This window comes from Streptomyces sp. NPDC087787 (genome assembly GCF_044743035.1).
Classification (GTDB): domain Bacteria; phylum Actinomycetota; class Actinomycetes; order Streptomycetales; family Streptomycetaceae; genus Streptomyces.
Map to the genome: position 1 here is coordinate 77,202 of NZ_JBIUVQ010000003.1, position 24,459 is coordinate 101,660.

A 24,459-nucleotide genomic window follows, 5' to 3' on the forward strand; every position below is an offset into this window, starting at 1 on the left:
AGGAGGGCGAACCCGACCGTGAACGGCGGGCGGCGGCGGCACGGCGAACGCGGCAAGAATCCGCAAAGGCCCCTCCGCCACTCCCGGCGAGGCGCCGATCCGCGATCCGGCAGGGAGGTGAGCACCATGTCCGAGCGGCCCGGGCCCGCGGAGACGCCCGCCAGGCAGAACGTCACCTTCCCGAGCGCGGGAGACACCGCGCACGGCTACCTCGCGCTGCCACGGTCGGGAAGCGGTCCGGGCGTCCTCGTCATCCAGGAGTGGTGGGGGCTGACGGACCACATCGCCGACGTCGCCGACCGGCTCGCCGCCGAGGGCTTCGTCGCCCTGGCGCCCGACCTGTACGGCGGCAGCGTGGCGCACGACTCCGACGAGGCCCAGCGCATGGTGAAGGCCCTGCCGGTCCTGCGCGGTGTCGAACTGCTCTCCGGCGCCGTCGGCCACCTGCTGTCCCTGCCCGAGGTCACCTCCGGCACAGTCGGCGCGGTCGGCTTCTGCATGGGCGGCGGGTTCGTGCTGTACCTCGCGGCTGTCGATCCGCGGGTGAGCGCCGCCGTGCCGTTCTACGGCGTCATCCGCGGCGAACTGCCCGACTTCTCCGGGCTGCGCGCCCAGCTCCTCGGCCACTACGGGGAGCAGGACCGGAGCGTCCCGCTGGAGCAGGTCGAGGAGCTGCGCGAGAGGATCCGGCGGCAGTCGGGCGTGACCGCGGACTTCCGCCTGTACCCGGCCGGCCACGCCTTCTTCAACGACCGCCGCCCCAGCCACGACCCCGACTCGGCGTCCCGCGCGTGGCAGAGCACCGTCGCGTTCCTGCACGGGCAGCTGGACTGACCGGGACCGGATGCCGCCGCCGGGTCCGGCGCGGGGGGCCGGTCGCACGGTCCCCGCGTGCGGTACGGGACGCCGCTCAGCCGGCACCCTCGCCCGTTCCGTCGCCGGTCCCGGTGTGCAGCGCGTCGAGCCCGGCCATCTCCTCGTCGGTGAGGCGCAGGGCACCCGCGGCCACGTTCTCCACGAGGTGGTCGGGGTTGCCGGTGCCGGGGATGGCCAGGACGTGCGGGCCCTGCTGGAGGGTCCAGGCGATCCGTACCTGTGCGGGTGTCGCGTCGTGGGCCCGGGCGACGGCCGCGACCTCCTCGTCGTGGGCGCCGTCCGCCGCCCCCTTGGAGCCGCCCTCGCCGGCGATGGCGAAGAACGGGACGAAGGCGATGCCCTCCTCGCCGCAGACCCGTAGCACTTCGTCGGTGCCGGGGTCGTGGAAATCGAGCCCGAAGCGGTTCTGCACGCACACCACCGGCGCGATGGCGCGGGCCTCCTCGAGGTGGCGCGGCTCCACGTCGGAGAGGCCGAGGTGGCGGATCAGTCCCTCCTCGCGCAGTTCGGCGAGCGCGCCGAAGTGCTCGGCGATGGAGTCCTGGCCCATCCGGCGCAGGTTCACCACGTCCAGGTGGTCGCGGCCGAGCTGACGCAGGTTCTCCTCGACGTGGCCGCGCAGGTCGTCGGGGCGCGCGGAGGGGCCCCACTCCCCCGAGCAGTTGCGGAACGGACCGACCTTCGTGACGACGACCAGATCGTCCTGGTACGGCGACAGGGCGCTGTTGATCAGTTCGTTGGCGGAGCGCCGGGCGGAGAAGTAGAAGGCCGCCGTGTCGATGTGGTTCACGCCGAGCTCGACCGCCCGGCGCAGGACGGCGATCGAGCGGTTCCGGTCGCTGGGGGTGCCGAGGTGAAAGGCGGCGCTGCCCGTCAGCCGCATCGCGCCGAGGCCGACGCGGTGGACGGGCAGGTCGCCGAGTTCCCAGGTGCCCGCGGCGTCCGCGGTGATCGTTTCGGAGGTCATCGGCGGAGTCTCGCACACCCGCGTGTCGCGATCGCGTGCGCCGTACGGCCGGATGTCACGGATATGTGTGGGTGTTCAGCGCGTTCACGGCGGCCGCGGGGTCGCCGAGGTCGTAGCGGTCCACGGCCAGGAAGTTGGGCTTCTTGCGTGCCGCGGGCTCGCAGAACCGCCGGGCGCGGTCGGCCAGTTTGGCGTTGTCGGTCTGTACCGTGGCGCTGATCGCGCTGTCCCGGAAGTGGTTCATCACGAACAGCGGCCGGAAGCCCGGTTCGGTGTGCGTCAGCGGGATGTTGAGGTCGGCGCCGTACCAACGGCTGTAGCAGGACCAGTCCGACGCGCCGAGGCCCGCGCCCATCGACCAGTGGTTCTCGACCGTCCACTCGCGCTGGTACATCACGCCGAAGCCGTCCCGGGTCAGGCCCGCCGCCTCGTCGGCCGAGCGGCTGTGGTCGGTGAGGACCAGCAGCCGGTGGTTGTCGGCGATCAGGTCGGCCATCCTGGGCCAGCCGTTGTTCCGGACGCCGGTCAGGTCGGGCCGGTAGAGCACGTCGGAAAGGCCGCGCACACGGGCGAGTTCGGCGCGCAGGACGCCCGGATCGACGTAGTCCTCCAGGAACACGGTGACGAACTGGTCGGGGTGCGATGCCAGGAAGTCCACCATGCGCTGGAGGTCCACCCACAGGGCGACCGGCCTGCTGACCAGCGTGCAGCTGTTGTGGCAGAGGATCGCGCCGTCCGGGGTCTGATGGATGTCCAGCATGAACCCGCGCACACCGTCGGCGAGTTGCTGGTCGATGCCACGGCTCTGGTTGGGGAAGAGGTTGACGAACGGCGGGGCGAAACCGCCGTCGACCCCGTTGGCGTAGGCGTTGTGGGCGGTGAGGAACGTGACCTGGTCGAGGGTGCGCTGGTCCGCCGGCGGCATGGGCCGGGTGGCCGGTGCCACCGGGGTGAGGTACCAGCGGGCCAGGTCGCCCGCGGGCCCGAGGGCCAGCGGGGCGGGGTAGTTGGCGCCGGACGGCTTGGCGGCGACGGTCAGGTAGCGGTCTGCGCCGGGCGACTTGAGCGTGTACTGGTCGTCCCCGGCCGGGGCGATCTCCCAGGCCGCCTCCGCGTCGGCGCAGGCGACGGCGCGTGCCCGGTCGCCCGAGCGGCCGAGACAGGTGCCGGCCAGGTCGGCGCTCTCCAGGACGTACGACGGTCCGTTCGACCTCAGGTTCCACTGCTGGTGGTCCTCGTCGCCCCTGGGGTTGTGCTGTTCCACGGCGCCGGCACCGGCGGCCGCCGCGGCCAGGCCGGTCGTGACGCTCTGGACGTAGTACGCCCCGGCGGCGGGAGCCTGTGCCGTGGCGCTCGCGGGAGCGGAGGCGGGGGATGCCACGACGGCGGCGAGCGCCGCGGTCGTGGCGAGCAGCGCGTGGGGGGTGCGCATGGCGGTGTTGCCCTTCGTCCGGACGGTGGCCGTCGCCCCGGGGCCGCGCCCCGGCGGCCGATGACACCGTCGGCCAGGATGGTCAGGGGCATGACATCACGGGCGGCGGCCGGGCGTCAGCGGAACCGGCGGGAGTCCGAGGATCCGCGGAGCGCGGCCGCACCCCCGCGAGGCCGGACGGAGCCGGTTCTCGCGCGCACGCGCCGGTGGTACCGGGCACGTGTGGGGGCGGCCGCGGTGGGGGGTGAGGGCACTCAATCGGACTGGTCTGTACGAGTCAAGGGTGTAGACCAGTCCGGTCCGCTGCCCCGGATGTCAGTCGCCGGCGGGGTGCAGGAACGGCCGCACCTCGATGGGGAGGGTGGTGGCCCGGCTCGCCTTCCGGCCCCACTCCACGGCCGCGTCCAGATCGGGCGCCATGATGAGGCACAGACCGCCCAGGTATTCGGCACCCTGGGTGTAGGGACCGTCGGTGACGCGTACCTCACCGTCCCCGGGGCGCAGCACGACGGCGGTCTCCGGGCCGTGCAGCCCGCCGGCGAAGACCCAGGCACCCGCCTCGCGCAGCTCCTGGTGGAAGCCCTCGACCTCGCGCATGATCCGCGCCAGCGCCTCGGCCGCGGGCGGCCGGCCCTCAGCCGGCTGGATCACGCTGAGCAGGTAGTACTTCATGACGTTCTCCTTGACGTCGTGCCGTCGTCCCACCTCTCGCTCGAACGGTGGGCCCCGCACCGGCACCTCGCCCGACGGCCTCGGCCACATCCCTTCCCCGGCCACCACGGCACGGCAGCGGGGGCCACACGATCGGCCCATTCGCGGCACGGCAGCGGGGGCCACACGATCGGCCCATTCGCGGCGCGGCGGCCACGGTCACGCGATCGGCCCACCGAAAGCGCCCCGCACGCATCCACGAGGGCCGTCCCGGTGGAAGTGATCCGGAGACGCACAAAAGGGCACCTACGCACGAGGGACCGAGGTCGATGAACGGTGAGGACACGGGCGACGGCCCGCGCTGCCTGGTGACGGGCGCCACGGGGTACATCGGCGGCCGGCTGGTCCCGGAGCTGCTCGACGCCGGCAACCGGGTGCGCTGCCTGGCCCGCTCCCCGGGCAAGCTGCGCGACCATCCCTGGGCGGCGCGCACGGAGGTGGTGCGCGGCGACGTCACCGACCCGGAGTCGGTCGCCGCGGCCCTGCGGGACGTCGACGTCGCCTACTACCTGGTGCACGCCCTGGGCACCGGCAAGGACTTCGAGGAGACCGACCGCCGGGCCGCACGCCTCTTCGGGGAACGGGCCCGGGCCGCGGGCGTGCGGCGGATCGTCTACCTCGGCGGCCTGACCCCCGCCGGTGTGCCGGAGCGGGAGCTGTCCCCGCATCTGCGCTCGCGCGCGGAGGTCGGCCGCATACTGCTGGCCTCGGGGGTGCCGACCACCGTCCTGCGCGCCGCCGTCATCATCGGCTCAGGTTCCGCCTCCTTCGAGATGCTGCGCTACCTCACCGAGCGCCTGCCCGTGATGGTCACTCCCAGCTGGGTGGGCACCCGCATCCAGCCGATCGCCGTACGCGACGTCCTACGCATCCTGGTGACGGCCGCGCGGATGCCCGACGACGTGAACCGGGCCTTCGACATCGGCGGGCCGGACGTCCTGACGTACCGGGACATGATGCTGCGGTACGCGGCGGTGGCGGGCCTGCCCCGACGGGTGATCGTCCCCGTCCCGGTCCTCACCCCCCGTCTGTCCAGCCACTGGATCGGGCTGGTCACCCCCGTGCCCGCGGCCATCGCGCGCCCGCTCGCCGAGTCGCTGCGCCACGAGGTCGTCTGCCGGGAACACGACATCCTGCGGTACGTGCCCGACCCTCCCGGTCATCCGATCGGCTTCGACGAGGCCGTACGGCTGGCACTGCAACGGGTCCGCGACGCACAGGTGACTACCCGGTGGTCGTCCGCCTCCGTGCCGGGCGCGCCCAGCGATCCCCTGCCCACCGACCCCGACTGGGCCGGCGGCAGCCTCTACACGGACCTGCGGGAGCGCACGGTGGACGCGCCGCCCGAGGCCCTGTGGCGGGTCGTCGAGGGCATCGGCGGCGACCACGGCTGGTACTCCTTCTCCCTCGCCTGGGCGCTGCGCGGCGGGCTCGACCGGCTGGCGGGCGGGGTCGGGCTGCGCCGGGGGCGCCGTGACGCGCAGCGGCTGCGGGCGGGCGACTCGCTCGACTTCTGGCGCGTGGAGGAGATCGAACCGGGACGGCTGCTCCGGCTGCGGGCCGAGATGCGGCTGCCAGGCCTGGCCTGGCTGGAGATGCGCGTCGGCACCGACGCCGAGGGCCGCACGCTGTACCGCCAGCGCGCGGTGTTCCATCCGCACGGGCTGCTGGGGCACGCCTACTGGTGGAGCGTCTCGCCCTTCCACGCGGTCGTCTTCGGCGGGATGGCCCGCAACATCGCCGGGGCTGCGGTCGAGCAGGCCCGGCTCACCCGTTCGGGGGAACGCACCTCCGTCCGCTGACGCCCGCATCCGCCTGACGCCCCGCGCGGGAAACAATCCGGAGCGCCCGGAGCGTCCGCAGTGATCCGGGGCGACCGGAGCGCCCCGGACCGTCCGGAGCGGTCCGTCCGGCCTTCCCCGTCCCCTCCACGGAGACCCCACGATGAACGTCTCGGTCGTCCTGTTCACCGCCGACCTGCGGGTGCACGACCATCCGCCGCTGCGCGCCGCCCTCGACGGCTCCCGGCACGTCGTCCCGCTGTTCGTGCGCGACCCGGCGGTGGACGGGGCCGGATTCGCCGCCCCGAACCGGCTGGCGTTCCTCGCCGACTGCCTGCACGACCTCGACGCGGCACTGCGCCGACGCGGCGGCCGGCTGGTCGTCCGCAGCGGCGACCCCGTCGAGCAGGTGTGTCAGGTGGCCCGCGAGGCCGACGCCGACGAGGTCCACCTGGCGGCCGAGGTCAGCCGCTTCGCCCACCGCCGCGAGGAGCGGCTGCGGCGCGCCCTGGCGGCGGACGGGCGCCGGCTGCACGTGCACGACACGGTGACCACGGCCGTCGCGCCCGGCACGCTGACGCCGTCCTCCTCGGACCACTTCGCCGTCTTCACGCCCTACTTCCGGCAGTGGTCGCGGCAGGGGCTGCGCGCTCCGCTGGGCGCGCCCCGCACGGTCCGCGTCCCGGACGGCGTCGTCTCCGGGGAGCTGCCCTCCCGGCCGCCCGCCGCGGACCTGTCGCCGGCGCTCGCGCCGGGCGGCGAGACGGAGGGCCGCGGGCGGCTGGCGGCCTGGCTGCGCTCGGGTGTTGCCGCCTACGAGGAGCGCCACGACGACCTGGCCGGCGACGCCACGTCCCGGCTCTCGCCCCATCTGCACTTCGGCACCCTCTCCCCGGTCGAACTCGTACACCGGGCGCGCGGCGCGGGCGGTCCGGGCGCGGAGGCCTTCGTACGGCAGCTCGCCTGGCGCGACTTCCACCGCCAGGTGCTGGCGGCGCGGCCCGCGGCGGCGAGCGCCGACTACCGGACCAAGCACGACCGGTGGCGGTCCGAGCGGTCCGCGCGCGAGGACGTCGAGGCGTGGCGTCAGGGCCGCACCGGCTATCCGATCGTCGACGCGGCCATGCGCCAGTTGCTGCACGAGGGCTGGATGCACAACCGGGGCCGTCTGCTGACCGCGAGCTTCCTCACCAAGACCCTGTACGTCGACTGGCGGGTGGGCGCGCGGCACTTCCTGCGGTACCTGGTCGACGGCGACCTCGCCAACAACCAGCTCAACTGGCAGTGGATGGCGGGCACCGGCACGGACACCCGGCCCAACCGGGTACTCAACCCCGTCACCCAGGCCAAGCGGTACGACCCCGACGGCACGTTCGTACGCCGCTGGGTGCCCGAGCTCTCCGGGCTGGACGGGCCGGCCGTGCACGAGCCGTGGAAGCTGCAGGGGGCGGCCCGGGCCGCCCTCGACTACCCGGACCCGGTGGTGGAACTGTCCGACGGGCTGGCCCGCTTCAAACGCGCCCGCGACCGCGGCTGAGGAGCCGCGCACCCCGCCCTGGGGAAAAACGCTGCGGAAGCGATGCGAGTTGTGGGGAGCGGCCGGCGATCACACGATGGCGGTACGGGGGTGTGCCCCGGGGAGCCGTCACAGGAGCCGTCGTCATGACACCGGAAGACCTCGCGCGTGGCCTCGTGGCGGGCGACGACGCCTGCCTCGCCGCCGTCTACCACCGCTGGTCGGCGCTGGTGCACACGCTGGCCTGGCGGTCCCTGGGAGACGCCAAGGAGGCGGAGGACGTGACCCAGCAGGTCTTCCTCGGCGTCTGGCGGGGCAGGCACGGCTACCGGCCCGAGCGCGGCCCGCTCGCGGGGTGGATCGTCGGCATCACCCGGCGCAGGATCGCCGACGCGCTGGCCGCTCGGACCCGTCGCGGGGAGCTGGTCGCCGCCGCCGGGTCTGCCCTGGGCTCCGCCGACCCGGCCGACGGCCGGCCGGAGGCCGCCCTCGACCGCGTCCTGGTCCGCTACGAGCTGGACCGGCTCCCGGCGGCCCAGCGCCGTGTGCTGCGGCTGGCCTTCTTCGAGGACCTCACCCAGACCCAGATCGCGGCGCGCACCGGCTGGCCGCTGGGCACCGTCAAGAGCCACTCCCGCCGGGGCCTGCACGAGCTGCGGCGCCGCCTGAAGCAGCAGGCGTGCGGTGAGGAGCCGTACGCGATGCCAGGGAGGACCTGAGAAGGGACGGTGCCGGGCCGGGGCACTGGAACCCGACCGGTGTGGCTCCGGTTCCAGCGGGAATGCGAAAGGGCGCGGGGGTCACGACGCAGAGGGGCGGAAGATGGAGATCACGGGCATCATCAGTGCCATCGTCATCGGCTTGATCATTGGTGTCCTGGGACGGCTCGTCGTTCCCGGACGCCAGCACATCGGCGTTCTCTGGACGATCCTCATCGGCATCGTGGCCGCGCTGATCGGCGCGGCGATCGCCTCGGCGTTGGGCGTCGCGGACACCAAGGGGGTCGACTGGATCGAATGGCTCATCCAGATCGCCCTCGCCGCGCTGGGTGTCTCGATGCTGGACCGGGCGAAGGCGGGGCACCGCTGAGCCGGCGGCCGGCGGCGGCCCCACTCGGGCCGCCGCCGGGCTCAGGGCCTTTCCAGGGCTCGTACACGTACGGCGTCGTGGTGGTCAGGGCGGCGAAGCCGAGGCGTTCGAGGATGGGGCGGCTGCGGCTGGAGGCGTCGACCTGGAGGTAGCGGCAGCCGCGGTCGGCGGCGGCACGGGCGCGGTGGGCGACGAGGGCGCGGTAGACGCCCCGGCCCCGCCAGCCCTCGACGGTGCCGCCGCCCCACAGGCCCGCGAACACCGTCCCGGGCAGCAGCTCCATCCGGGCCGCGCTCACCGGTTCGTCTCCGGCGAGGGCGACGACGGCGACGAGCGTGTCCGGTTCGGCGGCGAGCCGGGCGAGCAGGCGGTGGCGCAGACGGGAGCCGTCCGTACCGAACACCTGCTCGTGCACGCCGACCAGCAGATCGACACCCGCCTCGTCGGTGACCGTGCGCAGGCGCACGCCCTCGGGCGGCTCGGTGCCGAGGTCCAGCTCGGCGATCTCGGCCACCATCAGCGTCTCCTGCGGCTCGGCCGCGAAGCCGGCGGCCAAAAGGCGCCGGCCGAGGTCCGCGGGCTCGTCGTGCCCATACACCTTCCACTCGAAGGCGAGACCGGACTCGCCGTAGCGGGCTGTCTGCTCGGCGATCGCGGCGTCCGCGGAGGACTCGTCCAGGTCCGACCACAGCACGCCGTTCCAGTCCTGAGCCGAGCCGATCTGGCGCACCACATTCCCGGCGCGCTCCACACGCGGGCCGGAACCGTCGGGCCCGGCGCCTTCGCGCAGGTCCCGGTCGTACAGGGCGAGTACCGCGGCGTGATCCATACGCCAACTGGACCAAAGCGCGGACGTCCTCGGCAACAGGTTTTCGGTGCGGGATCCGCGGCCGTCGGGCCGGCACCGAGGCGGAGGCCCACCGGGCACGTGTCCTGTGGGCCTCCGCCGCGGGCGCGGATCCGTCAGCGGAGCGCGGCGGGCCGGAAGCGCCGGTACAGGACCGCTCCTCCGAGCACCAGGGCCGCGCCCGCGGCCACCACCGGCGCGGTCTGGTCCGCGCCGGTGTGGGCGAGCGACACCTGCGTCCGGGGCACGGCCACGGGCCGGGGATGCGTCACGTGCCGCGGCACCGGCTGCGGCTCGGACCGCACGGGCGGCGGAGGCGTCGGGGTGACGTGTTCGCCCGGCGTGTTCGTGGACGTGTTGCCGGACGCCGGGTTGCCGATGCCCACCACGTTCACGCTGTTGCCGCTGACATTCACCGGAACGTGCACCGGCAACTGGATGGTGTTGCCGGAGACCACCCCGGGGGAGTCGTGCGTGGTGGCCTGTGCCACCGCACCGTCGGTCGTCGGCGTCCGATCCCTCCCGGCGGACGCGTTGGCGCACCGGTTGCCCGCCGCGGGGTTGAGAAGCCCCACCACGTCCACGGTGTTCCCGCACACGTTGATCGGAACGTCCACCGGCAGCTGGACGGTATTTCCGGAGAGCACACCGGGCGAGCCCGCCGCGGCACCCTCCGCCACGGCGCCGCCGTCCGCCGCGAAGGCGGACATCGGCATCGTCATCGCCATCGCGCCGGAGGCGGCGGCCACGGCGATCACACTGTTCCGCGTGACCCGTTTCATAGGTTTCCTGCCTTCCAGACATGGTCGCGGGCGTTCACCCGCACCTCGTAAAACGCTGGTGAAAGGTTCAGGGTTATGGCCTGCCGCCCTTTCACCCCTTCGGGGGGCCTGTTATCGAACGGCGAGCGAAGCCGCCGAGGCGGGGGCGGTGGGCCCTGCCGGCGGTACCCGTGGGGCGGTCCGCGCCCGCCGGGAGGCGGGGGCCGGACGGTCCGCCCAAGGTGGGCCGAGGCCTGTTCCCGGTCCGCGGCGGAACGTTGCTGGAGGCGCCCATGCCGGCCAAGCTGTCGACGCGGCGCGCGGCCCGGCGCGGCGCGTGCGTCGGGGCCGTCACGCTCGTCCTCCTCGGCGCGGGACTGCCCGCGGAGGACGACGGCGGCGCGCCGGCCGGCCTGAGCCGCTTCTACCGCCAGAAGGTGGCGTGGTCGGCGTGCGAGGCGGGCGCCCCGAAGGACGTGCAGTGCGGCAGGGTCACCGTTCCCCTCGACTACGCGGACCCCGGCGCGGGCACCCTCGACCTCGCACTGGCCCGCTACCGGGCCACCGGCCCCTCCCGGGGCTCGGTGCTGCTCGACTTCGGCGGTCCCGGCGTCGCGGGCGTGCCCCGGCTGACCACCGACGGCAAGCGGTTCCTGGACCTGACCAATGGCTACGACGTGGTCGCCTTCGACCCGCGGGGCGTCGGCAGGTCCTCTCCGGTGGGCTGCGGACTGGGCACCGACGACCGGGCCACACGGGCGACCGGCGGGAACGGGGACCTCGGCGACCCGAAGGTCGCCCGCGAGAAACTCACGGCCTGGCAGCGAACGGCCGCCGAGTGCGCCCGGCGCTCGGGCCCGGTCCAGGCGCACATGGGCACCGTCGACGCGGCCCGGGACCTGGACGTGATGCGTCAGGCGCTCGGCGACGACCGGCTCGACTACCTGGGCTTCTCCTACGGCAGCCGGCTCGGCGCGGTGTACGCGGCGCTGTTCCCCGGCAAGGTCGGCCGGATGGCCCTCGACGGAGTCGACACGCTGACCGAGCCGTCGGCGCGGCAGGGGCTGGTCGCCGCCGAGGCGCAGCAGACGGCGCTCGACCACTTCCTCGACTGGTGTGTGCGCGACATCGCCTGCCCGTGGGGCGACGACCGCCGCGCGGCCGGCGACCAGGTCGTACGGCTCGTCCGCTCGCTCGACGAGAACCCGGTGCCGAACGGGGCCGGCGGGAAGCTGACCGGCCAGGACCTCGCCCGGGCGATCGGACAGGCGCTCTACAGCAAGCGGTTGTGGCCCTCGCTGGAACGGGCGATCGCCTCCCTGGTGCAGGACGGCGACACCCACGGCGTCGAGGCCTTCTCCGCCGGTGGCGGCACCCTGCCCACGCGGCGGAGCGCGCCGGGTCCGGCGGACGGCGGGCTGGTCGGCTCCGGCGAGATCCCGCCGGACAACCAGCCCGCCGCGACCCTGGCGGTCAACTGCGCCGACGATCCCGACCGGCCCGGCGCCGCTCAGCTCACCGGGGACCTCGGCCGGCTGAGCGCGGAGTACGCGCGGGCCTCGCCGGTCTTCGGCCGCGCCCGGCTCAACGAGCTGCTGATGTGCTACGGCCGCCCCGCGGGCACCGACTTCATCCGCGAGAAGGTGAAGAACGTCGACACGGCGAGGATGCTGCTGGTCGGCACCCGCGGCGACCCGGCGACCCCGTACCGCTGGACGCTGGAGACGGCGCGGCGGCTCGGACCGTCCACCGTGGTGCTCGACAACCGGGCCGACGGGCACACCGGGTACCTGTCCTCCCGGTGCGTGCACCGGAAGGTGAACGACTTCCTGCTGTACGGCACCCTGCCGGCCGGCGGCAGCTCCTGCGGCGCGGACCGGGAGCCGGACGCGAGCGGCTGACGGTTCGGCGGGTCGTGCGGCCGGCCGGGGTCAGGCGGTGACGATCTGCGGCTGGTACATGTCCAGCCAGACGGCCAGGTCGAGGGTCCGCTCCAGACCGCGCCGCGCCGCCTGGTTGCCACCCAGGTCGGTGTCGCTGTGCGCGAGGCGGCGCAGCCTTTCCGGGTCCACGAGGTCGAAGACCGGGTGTCCCGGCCGGCCGAGCAGGTCCTTGGCGTGGTCCTGGAGGGCGAGGGCGTACTTGGGGTCCTGGGTGGACGGGTAAGGGCTCTTGACCCTGTCGTACACCGACTTGGGCAGCAGGTCCGCGGTCGCCTCCCGCAGCAGGCTCTTCTCCCGGCCGTCGAAGGACTTCAGGGCCCAGGGCGCGTTGTAGACATACTCGACCAGGCGGTGGTCGCAGTAGGGGACGCGGACCTCCAGGCCGACCGCCATGCTCATCCGGTCCTTGCGGTCGAGCAGGGCCCGGACGAAGCGGGTCAGGTGGAGGTGGCAGATCTGGCGCATCCGGAATTCGAAGTCGCTCTCGCCGTCGAGGCGGCTGACGGCGCCGACGGCGGTGCGGTAGCCGTCGGCGACGTAGGCGCGCAGGTCGAGGGCGCGGGCGAGGTCGGGGCGCAGGACACCGGCGTCGTCGCCGAAGTCGCGCAGGAAGCGCACCAGCCAGGGGAAGGTGTCTGCGCGGCGCGCCTCCTCGTCGAAGAAGTGCCGGTAACCCCCGAAGACCTCGTCGGCGGACTCGCCGGACAGGGCGACGGTGGAGTGGTCGCGGATGCTGCGGAAGAGCAGGTACAGGGAGGAGTCCATGTCGCCGAAGCCCATCGGCAGGTCGCGGGCGCGGACCACCTTCCGGCGGATCTCCGGGTCGGCCAGGGTGTCCGCGTCGAGCACGATGTCCTGGTGGTCGGTGCCGGAGGCGCGCGCCACGTCGTGCACGAACGGTGTGTCGGGAGTGGCGCGCAGGTCGTCGGCGACGAAGTGGTCGCTCTGGCCGACGAAGTCGACGGCGAAGCTGCGCACCTTCTCGCCCTCCTCGGCCAGCCGGCGGGCGGCCAGCGCGGTCATGGCGGAGGAGTCGAGACCGCCGGAGAGCAGGGTGCAGCGGGGCACGTCGGCGACGAGCTGGCGGCGCACGATGTCGTCCAGCAGGGTGCGCACCGTGGCGACGGTGGTGTCGCGGTCGTCGGGGTGGGGCAGGGTCCGCAGCCGCCAGTACGTGCGGGTGCGCAGGCCGTCGCGGCCGACGGTGACGACGGTTCCGGGCTCGACCTCGTGCATGCCGTCCCAGACGGCGTGGCCCGGGGTCTTGACGAAGGTGAACAGCTCGCGCAGTCCGTCCAGGGTGACCCGGGGGCGGACCATGGGGTGGGCGAGGATCGCCTTGGGCTCGGAGCCGAAGAGGACGCCGTCGGGCGTGGGCCGGTAGTAGAAGGGCTTGATCCCCATCCGGTCGCGGATCATGACGAGCTCGCCGCGGCGGCCGTCCCAGATCGCGAAGGCGTACATGCCGTTGAGGCGCTCGGCCACCTCGTCGCCCCACTCCAGGTAGCCGCGCAGGACGACCTCGGTGTCGGAGTCGGTGGCGAAGCGGTGGCCGCGGGCGTCCAGTTCGGCGCGCAGCTCGGTGAAGTTGTAGGTCTCGCCGGAGTAGACGAGGGCCACCGTGCCGTCCGGTGTGCCGGCGGTCATCGGCTGACGGCCGCCGGGCAGGTCGATGATCGCGAGCCTGCGGTGTCCCAGGGCCGCGGGCCCCTCGGCCCAGGTGCCGCGGTCGTCGGGGCCCCGGCAGGCCATCGTCTCGGTCATGGCGCGCAGGGTCGCGTCCTCGGCCCTCAGGTCACGGTCGTAGGAGACCCAGCCGGTGATGCCGCACATCCGCTACCTCCCGCCCTCCGGCCCACCGGAGAACCAGTTGCATGGAGCACCTATATGTCGAGCGTGTGCCACCGGGGCGGTGGCGGTCAACGCGTGCTTCACCCGGATGCCGTCAGGACCCGCTGGTTCCGGCCGTGCTTCGCTCCCGGAACAGCCCGGAAAGGGCCCCGCACCTGGGGCGCGGCAGCGGGAACCGGCCAAGGGCAAAGACTTCTCCATGTCCGCGGGGTTCGCGGGGTCCGCAAGCTTCTCCGGCGCCCGCGCACCGGGCCGCGCCGGGCCGTAGCAGCGAATGCGCCCGCGCGCCAGCCGAGTTGCCCCGAATGCCTGATGTGCGAATCGGACCTATCGTGCTGTCATGGAGCACGAGCTGAGTCCCTCGATCCTCGCCGAGCTGCGGCGTCCGCGCCCCTACCCCGCGGTCTCGGTGCTGACGCCGACGCACCGCCGCGAGCCCGACAACGCACAGGATCCGGTCCGGCTGCGCAATGTCGTGGCCGAGGCCAAGCGGCAACTCGAGGCCAACCCGCAGGTCGGCCGGGAGCAGCGCCACGACGTCTTCCGGCAGCTCGACCAGGCCCTCGCGGAGGTGGACCTGACGTACGCCGAGGACGGGCTGGTGATCTTCGCCGCCCCGGGCGAGCACCAGGTGTGGTCGCTGGCCCGCGCCGTTCCTGAGCGCGTGGTCCTCTCGGACACCTTCCTGACCCGCAACCTGGTCTCCGCGCGGACCGCCGAGCGCCCCTTCTGGGTCCTGTCCGTCTCCGCGGACCGCGTGACGCTGTGGAGCGGCGGCGTCGACCGGGTCACGGAGGACCACACCGGCGGCTTCCCGCTGACCAGGAAGCTCGTCGAGAACTTCGACGCCGAACGCCGGATGCAGATCGGCGACGAGCCGAGCACGTTCCGCGACCAGAGCACCCGCCAGTTCCTGCGGGAGGCGGACAGTGCGATGAGCGCGGTCCTGCGCGAGCATCCGCGCCGGGTGTACATCACGGGCGAGCCGGCCGCGCTGTCCGCGCTGGAGGAGGTCGGCAGCGTCGCCCAGTGCGCGGTGTCCGTCCAGCACGGCGGTCTGGCGCACGCCACCCCCGAAGCGGTGTGGCGGGCGATCGGGCCCGTGCGGGACGAGAGGACGCGGGGCGACACGGAGGCCGTGGCGCGCGAACTGGAGGCGGCCCGCGGGCGCAAGGAGTACGCGGCCGGTGTCGACGAGGTCTGGCAGACCGCGCGGGAGGGCCGCGTCCGGCTGCTGGCCGTCGAGGAGAACTACCGCGTGACGATGCGCGAATCCGCCGGCGGGCATCTGGTTCCGGCCGGGAGCGAGGAACCGGGCGCCCGCGAGGACGTCGTGGACGAGATCGTCGAGCAGTGCCTGGAGACAGGCGCCGACGTGCGCTTCGTCCCCGACGGCACCCTCGGCGACGCGCAGGGGATCGCCGGAGTGCTGCGCTACTGAGGCCGGGCGCCAGGCCCCGCGGTGGTGCCCGGCGGCGAGGGGTGGCCGCCTCAGACGGTGCCGAAGATCGCGCTCAGGCCGTGGTCGACTGCGGCGGTGAGGTCCTCCTGCCCCGGGGCGACCACGGCGTAGCTGCGCAGCAGGAAGCGGTGCAGCGCCGGGGTGTCGAACTGGAGCAGGGCCAGACCGGAGGGCGAGTGCAGCTCCAGCACCGTACGGGACCCTCCGCACGGCCACAGGTGCACGTCCCCGGCGCCGGCCTGGCCCTCAATGCCCTCCTCCAGCAGGACGCGGGCGAAGGTCCACGAGACCGCCTCGCCGTCGAGGGAGACCTCGGGCGGGAAGTCCATGTGCACGGCCAGCGGGTCGGTGGACACGTAGCGCAGGACGGCGGGGACGGAAAGTTCCCGTCCGTCCGCGGTGATCAGACGGGCGCGGGCGGTCTGCTCGAGGGTGGTGTCCATGGTCGGTCTCCCCTGTGAGTCGTCAGGTCGGCCGGTTGTGCCGTTGTCGTTGGGAGTCCGCTGGAGCCGTTCGCATTACGCCCGACGGCCCACCAATTCGTGTGAGCTGCGTCACTCTGCCGGGGATCGATGGTGAGCGGCCCGCAACAAGGGAACAGACGGCCGTAGAACACACGCTTGAGCGTCCGCGCGCCGCCTCCGGCCGACCATCAAATCGCGTACCCCGTCTACGCCTCGGCCACCGGTGCGGCTACACAGAAAGTGCCGGTCAGCCGCCTTGGGGAGACTGTGGCATATGCCAGGTGCAACCTCGCATCGCGTCTTGCCAAATCCCTTACAGGGCGCCGCCGGCTGTGCCACAGTCGTAGGGCCCTAGAGCCCCCTCCCGCCGCCCCGGCCGAACCGTTCCCGCATCGGAGTGCGCCATGCCGCCCCATGTCTCCGCGGACCGCTCCCCCGCCCAGCCACCCGGGGGCGGCCCGGTCGACGCGCTGATATCGCAGGCGCGCCGGCTCAGGGGCGAGATGGACGCGGTACGGCGGGAGGCGCAGGGCGACACCTCGGATCCGCGGGGCAGGTGGGAGCGTGCGCTGTGTGATCTGGCGATGCGTCAACTCAACGATCTGGACGCACACTTGGCGCAGTTGCGCGACGGCCCGCCACCGGTGCCCGCCGCACCCTCCGCCGCCCCGCGCGGCTCGCTCCTCAGCCTTGTCGGCAGCGCCGAGTGGAACCTGCTGACGGACGAGGCCGCCTGGTCGGGCGAGCTGTTCCGGATCCTCGGCCGCGACCCGGCCGTTCCCCCGCTCACCCTCGACGAACTGCCCTCCGTGGTGCTGGACGAGGACCGGCCCCGGCTGACCGCCATGGTCACCGACTGCCTGGTCGACGCCAAGCCGATCGACGGGGAGTTCCGCATCGTGCGGCCGGACGGAGCCGTCCGCGCGGTGCACATGATGGGCGAGCCCGTGCTCGACGCCGACGGCGGCACCGCCTCGATGTGGGCGGTGCTGCGGGACGTCAGCGAACTGCGGCTCAGTCAGTCGGCCGTGCGCGAGACCCGTGACTCGCTGCACCGCCACCGGCATCGCGCGCAGACCGAGCACCGGCTCGCGGTCGAGCCGCAGGAAGCCGCGCTCCCCCCGTGGCGTGGCTTCCTGCGGCTCCCGCACCGGGGCCGCCCGGGGCTCGACCTGGCCGCCCACCACCTGCAGTCCTCCACCGGCACCCCGGCCGGGTTCGGCTGGTACGACGCGATGGGACTGCCCGACGGCGACACCCTGCTCGGCGCCGGGAGACTCACCGGCCGCGGGCCGGGCGCGGTCACGGGCGCGGCGATGCTGCTGGGCGCCCTGCGCGGCATGGCGATGGCGGGGGCCCGGCCGGAACAGCTGATGACCTGGCTCGACCAGTTGCTGGACGCCACCGGGCAGCCGGCCGCCGGGAGCGCCGTCTGCTGCCGGTACCGTCCCGCCACCCGCACCCTGACCTGGGCGCAGGCAGGACACCCCGCCCCGCTGCTGTTCCGCGGCGGGACGGGGCGGATGCTGGACGCCCCGGACGGCGTCCGGCTCGGCACCGCTTCCGGAGCCTCCTACGGGCAGGCCGAGGAGACCCTGGAGCCGGGCGACCTGCTCCTGCTGCACACCGAGGCACTGGCGCCCCGGTGCGGGTCCCCGCGCGCCGGCACGGCCGGGCGTGAGGGACGGACGGCCACCGCGGCACACCGCCTGCTCGGCCTGGCCCCGCGGTTCACCGCGGCGCGCGGCGCGCAGGAGTGCGTACGGACGGTCGTGGAGGAGTTCGCCGGAACCGGGCGCGAGGACGACGCCTGTGTGCTGGTCGCCCGGGTGACCTCGTAACCCGCGTACGGAACCGGAACCCTACGCCGGCGCGCTCCCGGGGTTCCTGCCCTTCGGCCCCGGCAGCGCCAGCCGGATCTCCTCCCTCAGCTCGCCGACCTTCGGATAGGTGGCGTACTCGGCGGTGAGCCGGTACATCTCGCGCAGCCGGTCCCAGGTACGCCGGGAGGAGTTCGAGCCCATCGCCATCAGGGCCAACCGCGCGTACCGGTCCGCCTGTTCGGGGTCGTCCGCGATGAAGCAGGCGGAGGCCATGGACAGATGGTCGAAGATCTTCGACCGCTCGCGTCCGTCGACCCGCAGGGCCAGGGCCTTCTCCGCGAAGTGCTGGGCGTGCACGGCCGCGTCCGGGTCGTGCTCGGCCAGTGTGCGGTAGGCGAGCGCCTGCATGCCGTACAGGTCCTCGTCCTTGAAGGTCTGCATCCAGTCGAGCGGCTCCCCGTCGCCGGTGTCGGAGACGAAGAGGTCCTCCGCCCGTCCGAGGGTGCGGCGCATCGCCTGACCCTTGCCCATCGAGGCCTGCGCCCAGGCCTCGATGGTGTGGAACATGGCCTTGGTGCGCGGCTGGAGGCGGTCGCCCGCGCCGGAGTGGGCGAGCTTCATCAGGTTCAGTGCGTCGTCGGGCCGGCCCAGGTGCACCATCTGGCGTGCCGCGCGGGACAGTGCCTCCCCGGCGCGCGGCCGGTCGCCGCCCTCCCTCGCGGCGTGGGCGGCGATGACGAAGTACTTCTGGGCGGTGGGTTCCAGGCCGACGTCGTGGGACATCCAGCCGGCGAGGACGGAGAGGTTGGCGGCGACGCCCCACAGACGCCGCTGGAGGTGGGGTGGGTGGCGGTAGGCGAGCATGCCGCCCACCTCGTTGAGCTGGCCGACCACCGCCTTGCGTTGCAGCCCGCCGCCACGGGCGGCGTCCCAGGCCCGGAACACCTCCACCGAGCGTTCGAGTTCCTCGATCTCCTGCGACCCGACGGGGGCGGCGTCGTAGCGGTCGTACCCGGCGGGGTCGGCGTGCAGGGGATGGTCGAGGGCGGGGGTGTCGGCCTTGAGTGTCGGATCGGATTGCAGCCAGTCGTGCATGGCGCTGCTGATTGCGGAGCCCGCGGCGAGCGCGGCGCCCGCGCCCACCAAGCCGCGTCGGTTGAGCATGAGGTCCATTCCCGTGAATTCGGTGAGGACCGCGGCGGTGCGCTCGGGCGCCCACGGCATTCCGTCGGGATGTTCCTCGCTCCCGTCGCCCTGCCGTTTCCCTGTACGCCCGTGCCGCACCAGACCGAGGTCCTCGATGGTCACGACACGGCCGAGACGCTCGGTGAACAGGGCCGCCAGCACCCGTGGCACCGGATCGCGCGGGATCTCTCCCATGTCGATCCAGCGCCGCACCCGGGAGGTGTCGGTCGCCAGCTGGGGGTGGCCCATGGCCGCCGCCTGCCGGTTGACCAGCCTCGCGAGTTCCCCCTTGGACCAGCCGGCCAGGCCGAACAGGTCCGCGAGACGGGTGTTGGGTTGTCCTGTCACGTCAAGCCCCCAGGTACTCGGCTGAGTTGACAGTAGACCCGCCGCGACTTGCCGGGCGACTATTCGCCAGGGTTCGCCAGGGTGCGCCACATGGTGTGCCAGTGCGCGCCGGGTGTCAGGTAGGAACGCGCCACCCCGACCCGGTCGCCGAGGGACATTCCCCAGGGTGCACCCGGGCGTCCGGGCCGGGAGGCGCTGAAGCAGCAGGCACACGAAGGGATCGGTCCCGCCACATGTACGCAGCATCGTCCTCCGTGTCCGCCCCGCCCCGGTCGCTGCGTCCCCGTCCGGGCGTCGGCGGCCCCTACCTCGACCCCGTGCGTCCCGCGGCCCCCGCGCTCGGTGCCGGCCGGACGCGGCACGCCGTGGGGCCCGGCACGCAACCGCTCAGCGGGAGACTCGACTTGTCCGGCCCTCAGGGCGCGCAACTGCGCACCGCGATCGCCTCGGTGCACCGGATCTGCCCGGAGTTCGCTCCGGTGCAGGTGCTGCGCCGCAGCGGGCGGTCCGTGCTCCTGGTCGGCACGATCGGGCGCGGCACCGCTGTCGCCAAGTGTTTACTCGACCACTCCCCCGCGTGGGCGGAGCGCTACCGGCACGAAATAGCCGCATACCGCTCGTTCGTCCGGCACCGGCCACCGGTCCGTGTGCCCCGGCTGATCGCGGCGGACCCGGACAACTGCACGCTGGTGATCGAGCGGACGCCGGGACGGGTGGCCGCGCTGCAGCGGCACCCGGTGGAGGCCCCGCCGCGGGCGGACATCGGGGCGGCCCTGGGCGCGATCTGCCGGCTGAACGCCTGGCGGCCCCCTGCGGGCACGTTCGACGCCCCGCTGGACTACGCCGCCCGTATCTCCCGGTACCACGAGCTGGGTCTGCTCACCGACCGGGACCTGGGTGACCTGCAGAAGCTGCTGCACGGCATCGCGCACGCCGCCGGCCGGCAGGGCATGGGCCAGTTCTGCCACGGCGACGCTCTGCTCGCCAACGTCCTGCTCTCCCCGGCCGGTCCCGTACTGGTGGACTGGGAGCACGCGGGCTGGTACCTGCCGGGGTACGACCTGGCGACGCTGTGGTCGGTGCTCGGGGACGCGCCGCTCGCGCGGCGGCAGATCAGCCAGCTCGCCCAGTCGGCGGGCCCGGCCTCGCGGGACGCGTTCCTGGTGAACCTGATGCTCGTGCTCACCCGGGAGATCCGCACGTACGAGACGGCCGTGCAGCGTTCCCTGCACGACACGGCCCCGGCCGCACCGGGTACGGCACAGCCGGGTGCCGTGCCCTCCGGCGAGGAACAGCGTCTGCTGCTGCGGCGGCTCCACGACGACTGCCAGCTGGCCCGCCGGGCCGTACGCGCGGCGGTCGGCACTCGCTGACAGGGACGAAGGTCCGCGGCGCACCCCTCGACCCGGGTGCGCCGCGGACCTTCGTCGTGCCCGCCCTTGCCCGGCTCTCGCGCGGCTCCTTCCGAGTTCGTCGCGCTGGGGAGTTCACCTATTCCGGAGCGGTGGCCGCGGGAGCCATTGGTGTAAGCCACTGACGCCGCGCAGGCCTCGGGGGCGCCGTGACGAAACTCGCCGAGATGCCGCTTGACATGGGAAATCGCCTTGCTGTGCGCATGATTGACGGATCGTCGGGCAGCCGGTACCACTGATCCACGCCGGCCCCGCACGCCCCACCACGCCCGAGCGCCCCAGGAGGCTGCATTGCGAGGATCCGCCACCACCGACCCCAGAACCATGCCGGGACGCAGAAGCGCGCGCACCGCGGCGGGAGTCGTCGCCTCGGCCGCGCTGCTGCTGCCGCTGCTCGGCGGCACGCCGTCCGCGGGCGCCGCCACGGACGACACCGGCCGGTTGCAGCGGGCGTTCGCGTCCGCGTCCGCCGAGTACCACGTGCCGCTCAGTGTTCTGCTGGGCGTGTCCTATCTGCAGTCGCGCTGGGACGGGCACGGCGGCGCCCCGAGCGTGACCGGCGGCTACGGTCCGATGCACCTGACCGACGCGCGCACCGCGCTCGCCTCGGCCCCGCACCACGCCGAGGGCTCGGAGGACGCGCGCGGTGACGACGCGCGGGCCGCCCTGCACCCCGGCGCGCAGGTGCCGTCGGACTCGGCCCTGCCCGCCCGGCTGAAGACGCTGCCCCGGGCGGCCGGGCTGACCGGGATCCCCGCCGAACGGCTGCGTGAGGACGAGTCGGCGAACATCGCGGGCGGCGCGGCCCTGCTGGCGGCCGCCCAGAAGAAGCTCGGCGAACCGCTGAGCGCGGATCCGGCCGACTGGTACGGCGCGGTGGCCCGGTACTCCGGCGCGGACGACAGCGCGACGGCGGCGGCCTACGCCGACGACGTGTACAGCGTGATCCGCTCCGGTGAGCGGCGCACCACCGACTCGGGGCAGCGGATCGTCCTGGCCGCGCGGCCCGGCGTCGCCCCCCGCAAGGCCCAGCTGACGCGGGCGGCCCTGCCCCCTGCCTCGGCGGCGGGCACGGAGTGCCCGGCCTCGGTGGCCTGCGAGTGGGTTCCGGCGCCCTACGAGGAGTTCGGCGGGGACGACTACGGCAACCACGACCTGGGCGACCGGCCGAAGGCGCAGTCCATCCGGTACATCGTCATCCACGACACGGAGGGCAACTGGGACGGCGTCCTCAACCTGATCCAGGACCCCACCTATGTGTCCTGGAACTACACGCTGCGCTCCACCGACGGGCACATCGCCCAGCATGTGAAGGCCAAGGACGTCGCCTGGCACGCGGGCAACTGGTACATCAACGCCAAGTCGATCGGACTGGAGCACGAGGGCTTCCTCGCCTCGCCGGACGCCTGGTACACGGAGGCCATGTACCGGTCCTCGGCGCGGCTGGTGAAGTACCTCGCGCGCAAGTACGACATCCCGCTGGACCGGCAGCACATCCTCGGCCATGACACCGTGCCGGGGACGACCACCGCGAACATCCCGGGCATGCACACCGACCCGGGCCCTTACTGGGACTGGCGGCACTACTTCAAGCTGCTCGGTCACCCGTTCGGGCCGTCGGCGGGCAAGAAGGGCGGTCTGGTGACGATCCGCCCCGACTACGCGGCCAACCGGCCCGAGTACACGGGCTGCGTCACCAGCGGCAAGCCGTGCGCGGCGCACGGTTCCAGCGAGGTGCGGCTGTACTCGCAGCCCGACACCTCCTCGCCGCTGATCAAGGACATCGGTCTGAGGCCGGACGGCAGCCCGTCGACGACCGACGTGAACGACGTGGCCTCGCGGGTGGAGACCGGGCAGCAGTACGCGGTCGCCGACCGGCAGGGCGACTGGACGGCGATCTGGTACCTGGGCCAGAAGGCCTGGTTCCAGAACCCGGCGAAGCAGCCGACGGCGGTGAACGCGGCGGGCACGGTGGTGACGCCCAAGGCGGGGCTGGACAGCGTGCCGGTGTACGGCAGGGCCTACCCGGAGGAGGGGGCCTATCCGGCGGGCGTGCCCGTCCAGGCGGTGTCGCCGCTGCCGTACAAACTGCTCGCGGGGCAGAGGTACGTGGTGGGCGATCTGCTGCCGGGTGAGTACTACTACTCGGCCACCTTCACCACGGACTCGCACCGGGTCGTGGTCGGCAAGGACATGTACTACGAGGTCCAGTTCGGCCACCGGGTGGCGTTCGTGCGGGCCGCGGACGTGCAGGTGGAACGCTCGTCCCGGTAGCGGTCCGACAGCGTACGAGGACGACGTGAGGGGCCGGTCCCGTGAGGGCCGGCCCTTTCGCGTGGCGGGTCAGCCCTGCTGGAACAGCTCGGCGGGCAGCGGCTTGAGCAGGGCGTACAGGTCGTCGGTGATCGGCCGGTCCCAGGCGGCGATGGTGACCAGGACGCCGTCGCTGCGGTCGAACTGCACGCAGGAGATACGGCTCTCGGAGAGCCTCAGCCGCCGCACGATCAGGAGGTTGTCGCCCTGGAGCACCGGCATGTCCTCGCTGCCGACGACGGTGACCTCCTCGTCGTTCTCCAGGGCCAGCAGGAGCTGCGCCACCTCGAAGGGGACCTCACCCTCGGCGACCTCACGGGCCACCGAGCCCTCGGGCAGGTTGCCGATGATCATCGCGGTGCCGCGGCCGCCGAACAGGTCGTAGCGCAGGAACACGCCCTGGCAGGTGCCGTCGGGCGCGGGCAGCAGACCGGCGCCCAGGTTGCCGGGCCAGTCGCCCGGATCCATGGCCAGGACGTCGAAGTCGGGCCCGGCGGGCGTGGCGTGGCGGCGGCGGAGGAACGACATGCCGCCATGGTACGTGCCCCGCCCGGCCCGGCGGCGTGAGGGAGGCCACCGACCGGGGGTGGAATCACCCGGTGCCCGGGTGCGTGGCGGGCGGGCCGGAGCGCCGGGGGGAGCCCGGCGCACCGGCCCGCCCCGCGCGAGTGAGGAGCGCCGCACGCCCGGGTGAGGAGTGCGGGGCAGCGGAGTGACCGGCGTCACTCCTCCGGCGGTGACGGAGGGATCACCGCGACGGGGTTGGCCGCGTGCAGGAGGACGGCCTGGGTGACCGAGCCCATCATGCGGGCCGGTGACAGCAGGCGCCGGCGGTGGCGGCCGACCACGACGAGCTCGGCATCGCGGGAGGCGGCGACCAGCAGGCCGGCCGCGTCGCCGGGCGCCACGTGGGGCTCGGCGGGCACGTCGGGGTGGCGGGTGCGGTGCGGGGCGAGGACGCCCTCGGTCAGGGTGCGGGTCTCGTTCTCCACGGCGTCCTGGTCGACCATGAGCGTGGTGACCTCCGCCGGGGCCACCCAGGCCGGAGGCGGCCACGGGTAGGCGGCGACCACCTGGAGCCGGGCCCCGCGCAGGGCGGCCTCCGTGAAGGCGAAGTCGAGCACGGCGTCGTCGGGGCTGTCGGCATTGACGCCGACGACCACCCGCGGCCCCGGGCCTGCCGCCGTCTCGCCGTGCACCTCGCGGCCGGGCCGGGGCACCACGACGACCGGGCATGCGGCGTCGCGGGCCGCGGCCAGGCTGCTGGAGCCGAGGAGCAGACTGGCGAAGCCGCCGCGCCCCCGTGAGCCGAGCACCAACAGCTGGGCATCGGCACCGAGTTCGGGCAGCAGCGCGCCCGGAAGGCCGTCCAGACCGGCGAACTCGACCTCCGTACCGGAGGCGCGTTCGCCCAGATGGGCGCGTGCCTGGTCGAGCACCGGATCGCCGTTGTCGCCGTGCGGTCCGGCGACGAGGATGTCGGGCTGGGCCAGGGCCGCGTACTGCCGGACATGGACCGCGCGCAGGGCCGCCCCGCGCCGACGGGCGGCGTCGAGGGCCCAGTCCAGGGCGCGCAGGCTGTCGTCGGAGCCGTCGACGGCGGCGACGACCGGTGGGGTGCTCATGAGTTCCTCTCCTCCGAACGGAGACCTCCCCGCGGACCCGGCGTCGCTCGGCC

General features: G+C 73.7%; 19 protein-coding genes and 1 pseudogene. 10 read left to right on the forward strand and 10 right to left on the reverse strand.

The features are described from left to right. Nucleotides 1-126 precede the first annotated feature (126 nt). On the forward strand, nucleotides 127-834 hold the full coding sequence (locus ACIOWN_RS06345; protein ID WP_362354392.1) for a dienelactone hydrolase family protein: 708 nt from the start codon (nucleotides 127-129) through the stop codon (nucleotides 832-834). A gap of 76 nt (nucleotides 835-910) precedes the next feature. On the opposite strand, the gene ACIOWN_RS06350 is transcribed toward ACIOWN_RS06345, so the two are convergent. From ACIOWN_RS06350 to ACIOWN_RS06360, 3 genes are all read right to left on the reverse strand, one after another. Next, on the reverse strand, nucleotides 911-1,843 hold the full coding sequence (locus ACIOWN_RS06350; protein ID WP_362354394.1) for an aldo/keto reductase: 933 nt from the start codon (nucleotides 1,841-1,843) through the stop codon (nucleotides 911-913). A 55-nt stretch (nucleotides 1,844-1,898) separates the two neighbouring features. Next, nucleotides 1,899-3,275: an RICIN domain-containing protein gene (locus ACIOWN_RS06355; protein ID WP_401980761.1), complete on the reverse strand. Its 1,377-nt coding sequence runs from the start codon at nucleotides 3,273-3,275 to the stop codon at nucleotides 1,899-1,901. A gap of 315 nt (nucleotides 3,276-3,590) precedes the next feature. After that, nucleotides 3,591-3,947, reverse strand: coding sequence for a YciI family protein (locus ACIOWN_RS06360; protein ID WP_362354398.1), 357 nt, complete (start codon nucleotides 3,945-3,947; stop codon nucleotides 3,591-3,593). A gap of 308 nt (nucleotides 3,948-4,255) precedes the next feature. Between ACIOWN_RS06360 and ACIOWN_RS06365 the strand changes: the two genes are divergently transcribed. The 4 genes from ACIOWN_RS06365 to ACIOWN_RS06380 all read left to right on the forward strand — a co-directional run bounded on the left by ACIOWN_RS06365 (nucleotide 4,256) and on the right by ACIOWN_RS06380 (nucleotide 8,372). Beyond that, on the forward strand, nucleotides 4,256-5,788 hold the full coding sequence (locus tag ACIOWN_RS06365) for an SDR family oxidoreductase (RefSeq protein ID WP_401980764.1): 1,533 nt from the start codon (nucleotides 4,256-4,258) through the stop codon (nucleotides 5,786-5,788). A 142-nt stretch (nucleotides 5,789-5,930) separates the two neighbouring features. Then, nucleotides 5,931-7,304, forward strand: coding sequence for a deoxyribodipyrimidine photo-lyase (locus ACIOWN_RS06370; RefSeq protein WP_362354402.1), 1,374 nt, complete (start codon nucleotides 5,931-5,933; stop codon nucleotides 7,302-7,304). A 125-nt stretch (nucleotides 7,305-7,429) separates the two neighbouring features. Further along, a complete protein-coding gene (locus tag ACIOWN_RS06375) occupies nucleotides 7,430-8,002 on the forward strand; it encodes a sigma-70 family RNA polymerase sigma factor (protein ID WP_362354404.1) in 573 nt (190 codons plus the stop codon). Nucleotides 8,003-8,105: 103 nt separating this feature from the next. Continuing rightward, nucleotides 8,106-8,372 carry a GlsB/YeaQ/YmgE family stress response membrane protein gene (locus tag ACIOWN_RS06380; RefSeq protein ID WP_362354406.1) on the forward strand — a complete coding sequence of 89 codons (267 nt, stop codon included), beginning with the start codon at nucleotides 8,106-8,108 and terminating at the stop codon, nucleotides 8,370-8,372. A gap of 55 nt (nucleotides 8,373-8,427) precedes the next feature. Here ACIOWN_RS06380 and ACIOWN_RS06385 read toward each other — a convergent pair. Together ACIOWN_RS06385 and ACIOWN_RS06390 are read right to left on the reverse strand one after the other, a co-directional pair. Continuing rightward, nucleotides 8,428-9,201, reverse strand: a pseudogene (locus ACIOWN_RS06385) (GNAT family N-acetyltransferase); the annotation flags it as partial. A gap of 134 nt (nucleotides 9,202-9,335) precedes the next feature. After that, nucleotides 9,336-10,001: a chaplin family protein gene (locus tag ACIOWN_RS06390; protein ID WP_362354408.1), complete on the reverse strand. Its 666-nt coding sequence runs from the start codon at nucleotides 9,999-10,001 to the stop codon at nucleotides 9,336-9,338. A 272-nt stretch (nucleotides 10,002-10,273) separates the two neighbouring features. On the opposite strand from ACIOWN_RS06390, the gene ACIOWN_RS06395 reads away from it, so the two are divergent. Next, the gene (locus ACIOWN_RS06395; protein WP_362354410.1) at nucleotides 10,274-11,881 is read left to right on the forward strand and encodes an alpha/beta hydrolase; all 1,608 of its coding nucleotides are present in this window, start codon (nucleotides 10,274-10,276) and stop codon (nucleotides 11,879-11,881) included. Nucleotides 11,882-11,911: 30 nt separating this feature from the next. Here ACIOWN_RS06395 and asnB read toward each other — a convergent pair whose 3' ends face one another. After that, nucleotides 11,912-13,756 (reverse strand): asparagine synthase (glutamine-hydrolyzing), encoded by a 1,845-nt coding sequence (gene asnB / locus ACIOWN_RS06400; RefSeq protein WP_362354412.1) that lies wholly within the window; start codon nucleotides 13,754-13,756, stop codon nucleotides 11,912-11,914. 358 nt (nucleotides 13,757-14,114) lie between these two features. Between asnB and ACIOWN_RS06405 the strand changes: the two genes are divergently transcribed. Continuing rightward, a complete protein-coding gene (locus ACIOWN_RS06405) occupies nucleotides 14,115-15,215 on the forward strand; it encodes a chemotaxis protein (protein ID WP_401980769.1) in 1,101 nt (366 codons plus the stop codon). Nucleotides 15,216-15,265: 50 nt separating this feature from the next. On the opposite strand, the gene ACIOWN_RS06410 is transcribed toward ACIOWN_RS06405, so the two are convergent. Then, nucleotides 15,266-15,679: an SsgA family sporulation/cell division regulator gene (locus ACIOWN_RS06410; RefSeq protein WP_362354415.1), complete on the reverse strand. Its 414-nt coding sequence runs from the start codon at nucleotides 15,677-15,679 to the stop codon at nucleotides 15,266-15,268. 425 nt (nucleotides 15,680-16,104) lie between these two features. On the opposite strand from ACIOWN_RS06410, the gene ACIOWN_RS06415 reads away from it, so the two are divergent. Continuing rightward, nucleotides 16,105-17,541 (forward strand): PP2C family protein-serine/threonine phosphatase, encoded by a 1,437-nt coding sequence (locus ACIOWN_RS06415; RefSeq protein WP_401980772.1) that lies wholly within the window; start codon nucleotides 16,105-16,107, stop codon nucleotides 17,539-17,541. Nucleotides 17,542-17,562: 21 nt separating this feature from the next. Here ACIOWN_RS06415 and ACIOWN_RS06420 read toward each other — a convergent pair whose 3' ends face one another. Further along, nucleotides 17,563-19,056: a hypothetical protein gene (locus ACIOWN_RS06420; protein WP_362354419.1), complete on the reverse strand. Its 1,494-nt coding sequence runs from the start codon at nucleotides 19,054-19,056 to the stop codon at nucleotides 17,563-17,565. A gap of 233 nt (nucleotides 19,057-19,289) precedes the next feature. Between ACIOWN_RS06420 and ACIOWN_RS06425 the strand changes: the two genes are divergently transcribed. Both ACIOWN_RS06425 and ACIOWN_RS06430 read left to right on the forward strand, forming a co-directional pair. Continuing rightward, the gene (locus ACIOWN_RS06425; RefSeq protein WP_362354421.1) at nucleotides 19,290-20,429 is read left to right on the forward strand and encodes an aminoglycoside phosphotransferase family protein; all 1,140 of its coding nucleotides are present in this window, start codon (nucleotides 19,290-19,292) and stop codon (nucleotides 20,427-20,429) included. Nucleotides 20,430-20,759: 330 nt separating this feature from the next. Next, nucleotides 20,760-22,742, forward strand: a complete 1,983-nt coding sequence (locus ACIOWN_RS06430) for an N-acetylmuramoyl-L-alanine amidase (RefSeq protein WP_401980776.1) — start codon at nucleotides 20,760-20,762, stop codon at nucleotides 22,740-22,742. A 69-nt stretch (nucleotides 22,743-22,811) separates the two neighbouring features. On the opposite strand, the gene ACIOWN_RS06435 is transcribed toward ACIOWN_RS06430, so the two are convergent. Both ACIOWN_RS06435 and ACIOWN_RS06440 read right to left on the reverse strand, forming a co-directional pair. Then, a complete protein-coding gene (locus tag ACIOWN_RS06435; RefSeq protein WP_362354425.1) occupies nucleotides 22,812-23,309 on the reverse strand; it encodes a hypothetical protein in 498 nt (165 codons plus the stop codon). 194 nt (nucleotides 23,310-23,503) lie between these two features. After that, the gene (locus ACIOWN_RS06440; RefSeq protein WP_362354427.1) at nucleotides 23,504-24,406 is read right to left on the reverse strand and encodes a universal stress protein; all 903 of its coding nucleotides are present in this window, start codon (nucleotides 24,404-24,406) and stop codon (nucleotides 23,504-23,506) included. Nucleotides 24,407-24,459: the final 53 nt, after the last annotated feature.

Bases quoted from the DNA above. Each gene is read 5' to 3' on its own strand.
- ACIOWN_RS06345 (WP_362354392.1), top strand. From the start codon at position 127: ATGTCCGAGCGGCCCGGGCCCGCGGAGACGCCCGCCAGGCAGAACGTC.
- ACIOWN_RS06350 (WP_362354394.1), bottom strand. From the start codon at position 1,843: ATGACCTCCGAAACGATCACCGCGGACGCCGCGGGCACCTGGGAACTC.
- ACIOWN_RS06355 (WP_401980761.1), bottom strand. From the start codon at position 3,275: ATGCGCACCCCCCACGCGCTGCTCGCCACGACCGCGGCGCTCGCCGCC.
- ACIOWN_RS06360 (WP_362354398.1), bottom strand. From the start codon at position 3,947: ATGAAGTACTACCTGCTCAGCGTGATCCAGCCGGCTGAGGGCCGGCCG.
- ACIOWN_RS06365 (WP_401980764.1), top strand. From the start codon at position 4,256: ATGAACGGTGAGGACACGGGCGACGGCCCGCGCTGCCTGGTGACGGGC.
- ACIOWN_RS06370 (WP_362354402.1), top strand. From the start codon at position 5,931: ATGAACGTCTCGGTCGTCCTGTTCACCGCCGACCTGCGGGTGCACGAC.
- ACIOWN_RS06375 (WP_362354404.1), top strand. From the start codon at position 7,430: ATGACACCGGAAGACCTCGCGCGTGGCCTCGTGGCGGGCGACGACGCC.
- ACIOWN_RS06380 (WP_362354406.1), top strand. From the start codon at position 8,106: ATGGAGATCACGGGCATCATCAGTGCCATCGTCATCGGCTTGATCATT.
- ACIOWN_RS06390 (WP_362354408.1), bottom strand. From the start codon at position 10,001: ATGAAACGGGTCACGCGGAACAGTGTGATCGCCGTGGCCGCCGCCTCC.
- ACIOWN_RS06395 (WP_362354410.1), top strand. From the start codon at position 10,274: ATGCCGGCCAAGCTGTCGACGCGGCGCGCGGCCCGGCGCGGCGCGTGC.
- asnB (WP_362354412.1), bottom strand. From the start codon at position 13,756: ATGTGCGGCATCACCGGCTGGGTCTCCTACGACCGTGACCTGAGGGCC.
- ACIOWN_RS06405 (WP_401980769.1), top strand. From the start codon at position 14,115: ATGGAGCACGAGCTGAGTCCCTCGATCCTCGCCGAGCTGCGGCGTCCG.
- ACIOWN_RS06410 (WP_362354415.1), bottom strand. From the start codon at position 15,679: ATGGACACCACCCTCGAGCAGACCGCCCGCGCCCGTCTGATCACCGCG.
- ACIOWN_RS06415 (WP_401980772.1), top strand. From the start codon at position 16,105: ATGCCGCCCCATGTCTCCGCGGACCGCTCCCCCGCCCAGCCACCCGGG.
- ACIOWN_RS06425 (WP_362354421.1), top strand. From the start codon at position 19,290: ATGTACGCAGCATCGTCCTCCGTGTCCGCCCCGCCCCGGTCGCTGCGT.
- ACIOWN_RS06435 (WP_362354425.1), bottom strand. From the start codon at position 23,309: ATGTCGTTCCTCCGCCGCCGCCACGCCACGCCCGCCGGGCCCGACTTC.
- ACIOWN_RS06440 (WP_362354427.1), bottom strand. From the start codon at position 24,406: ATGAGCACCCCACCGGTCGTCGCCGCCGTCGACGGCTCCGACGACAGC.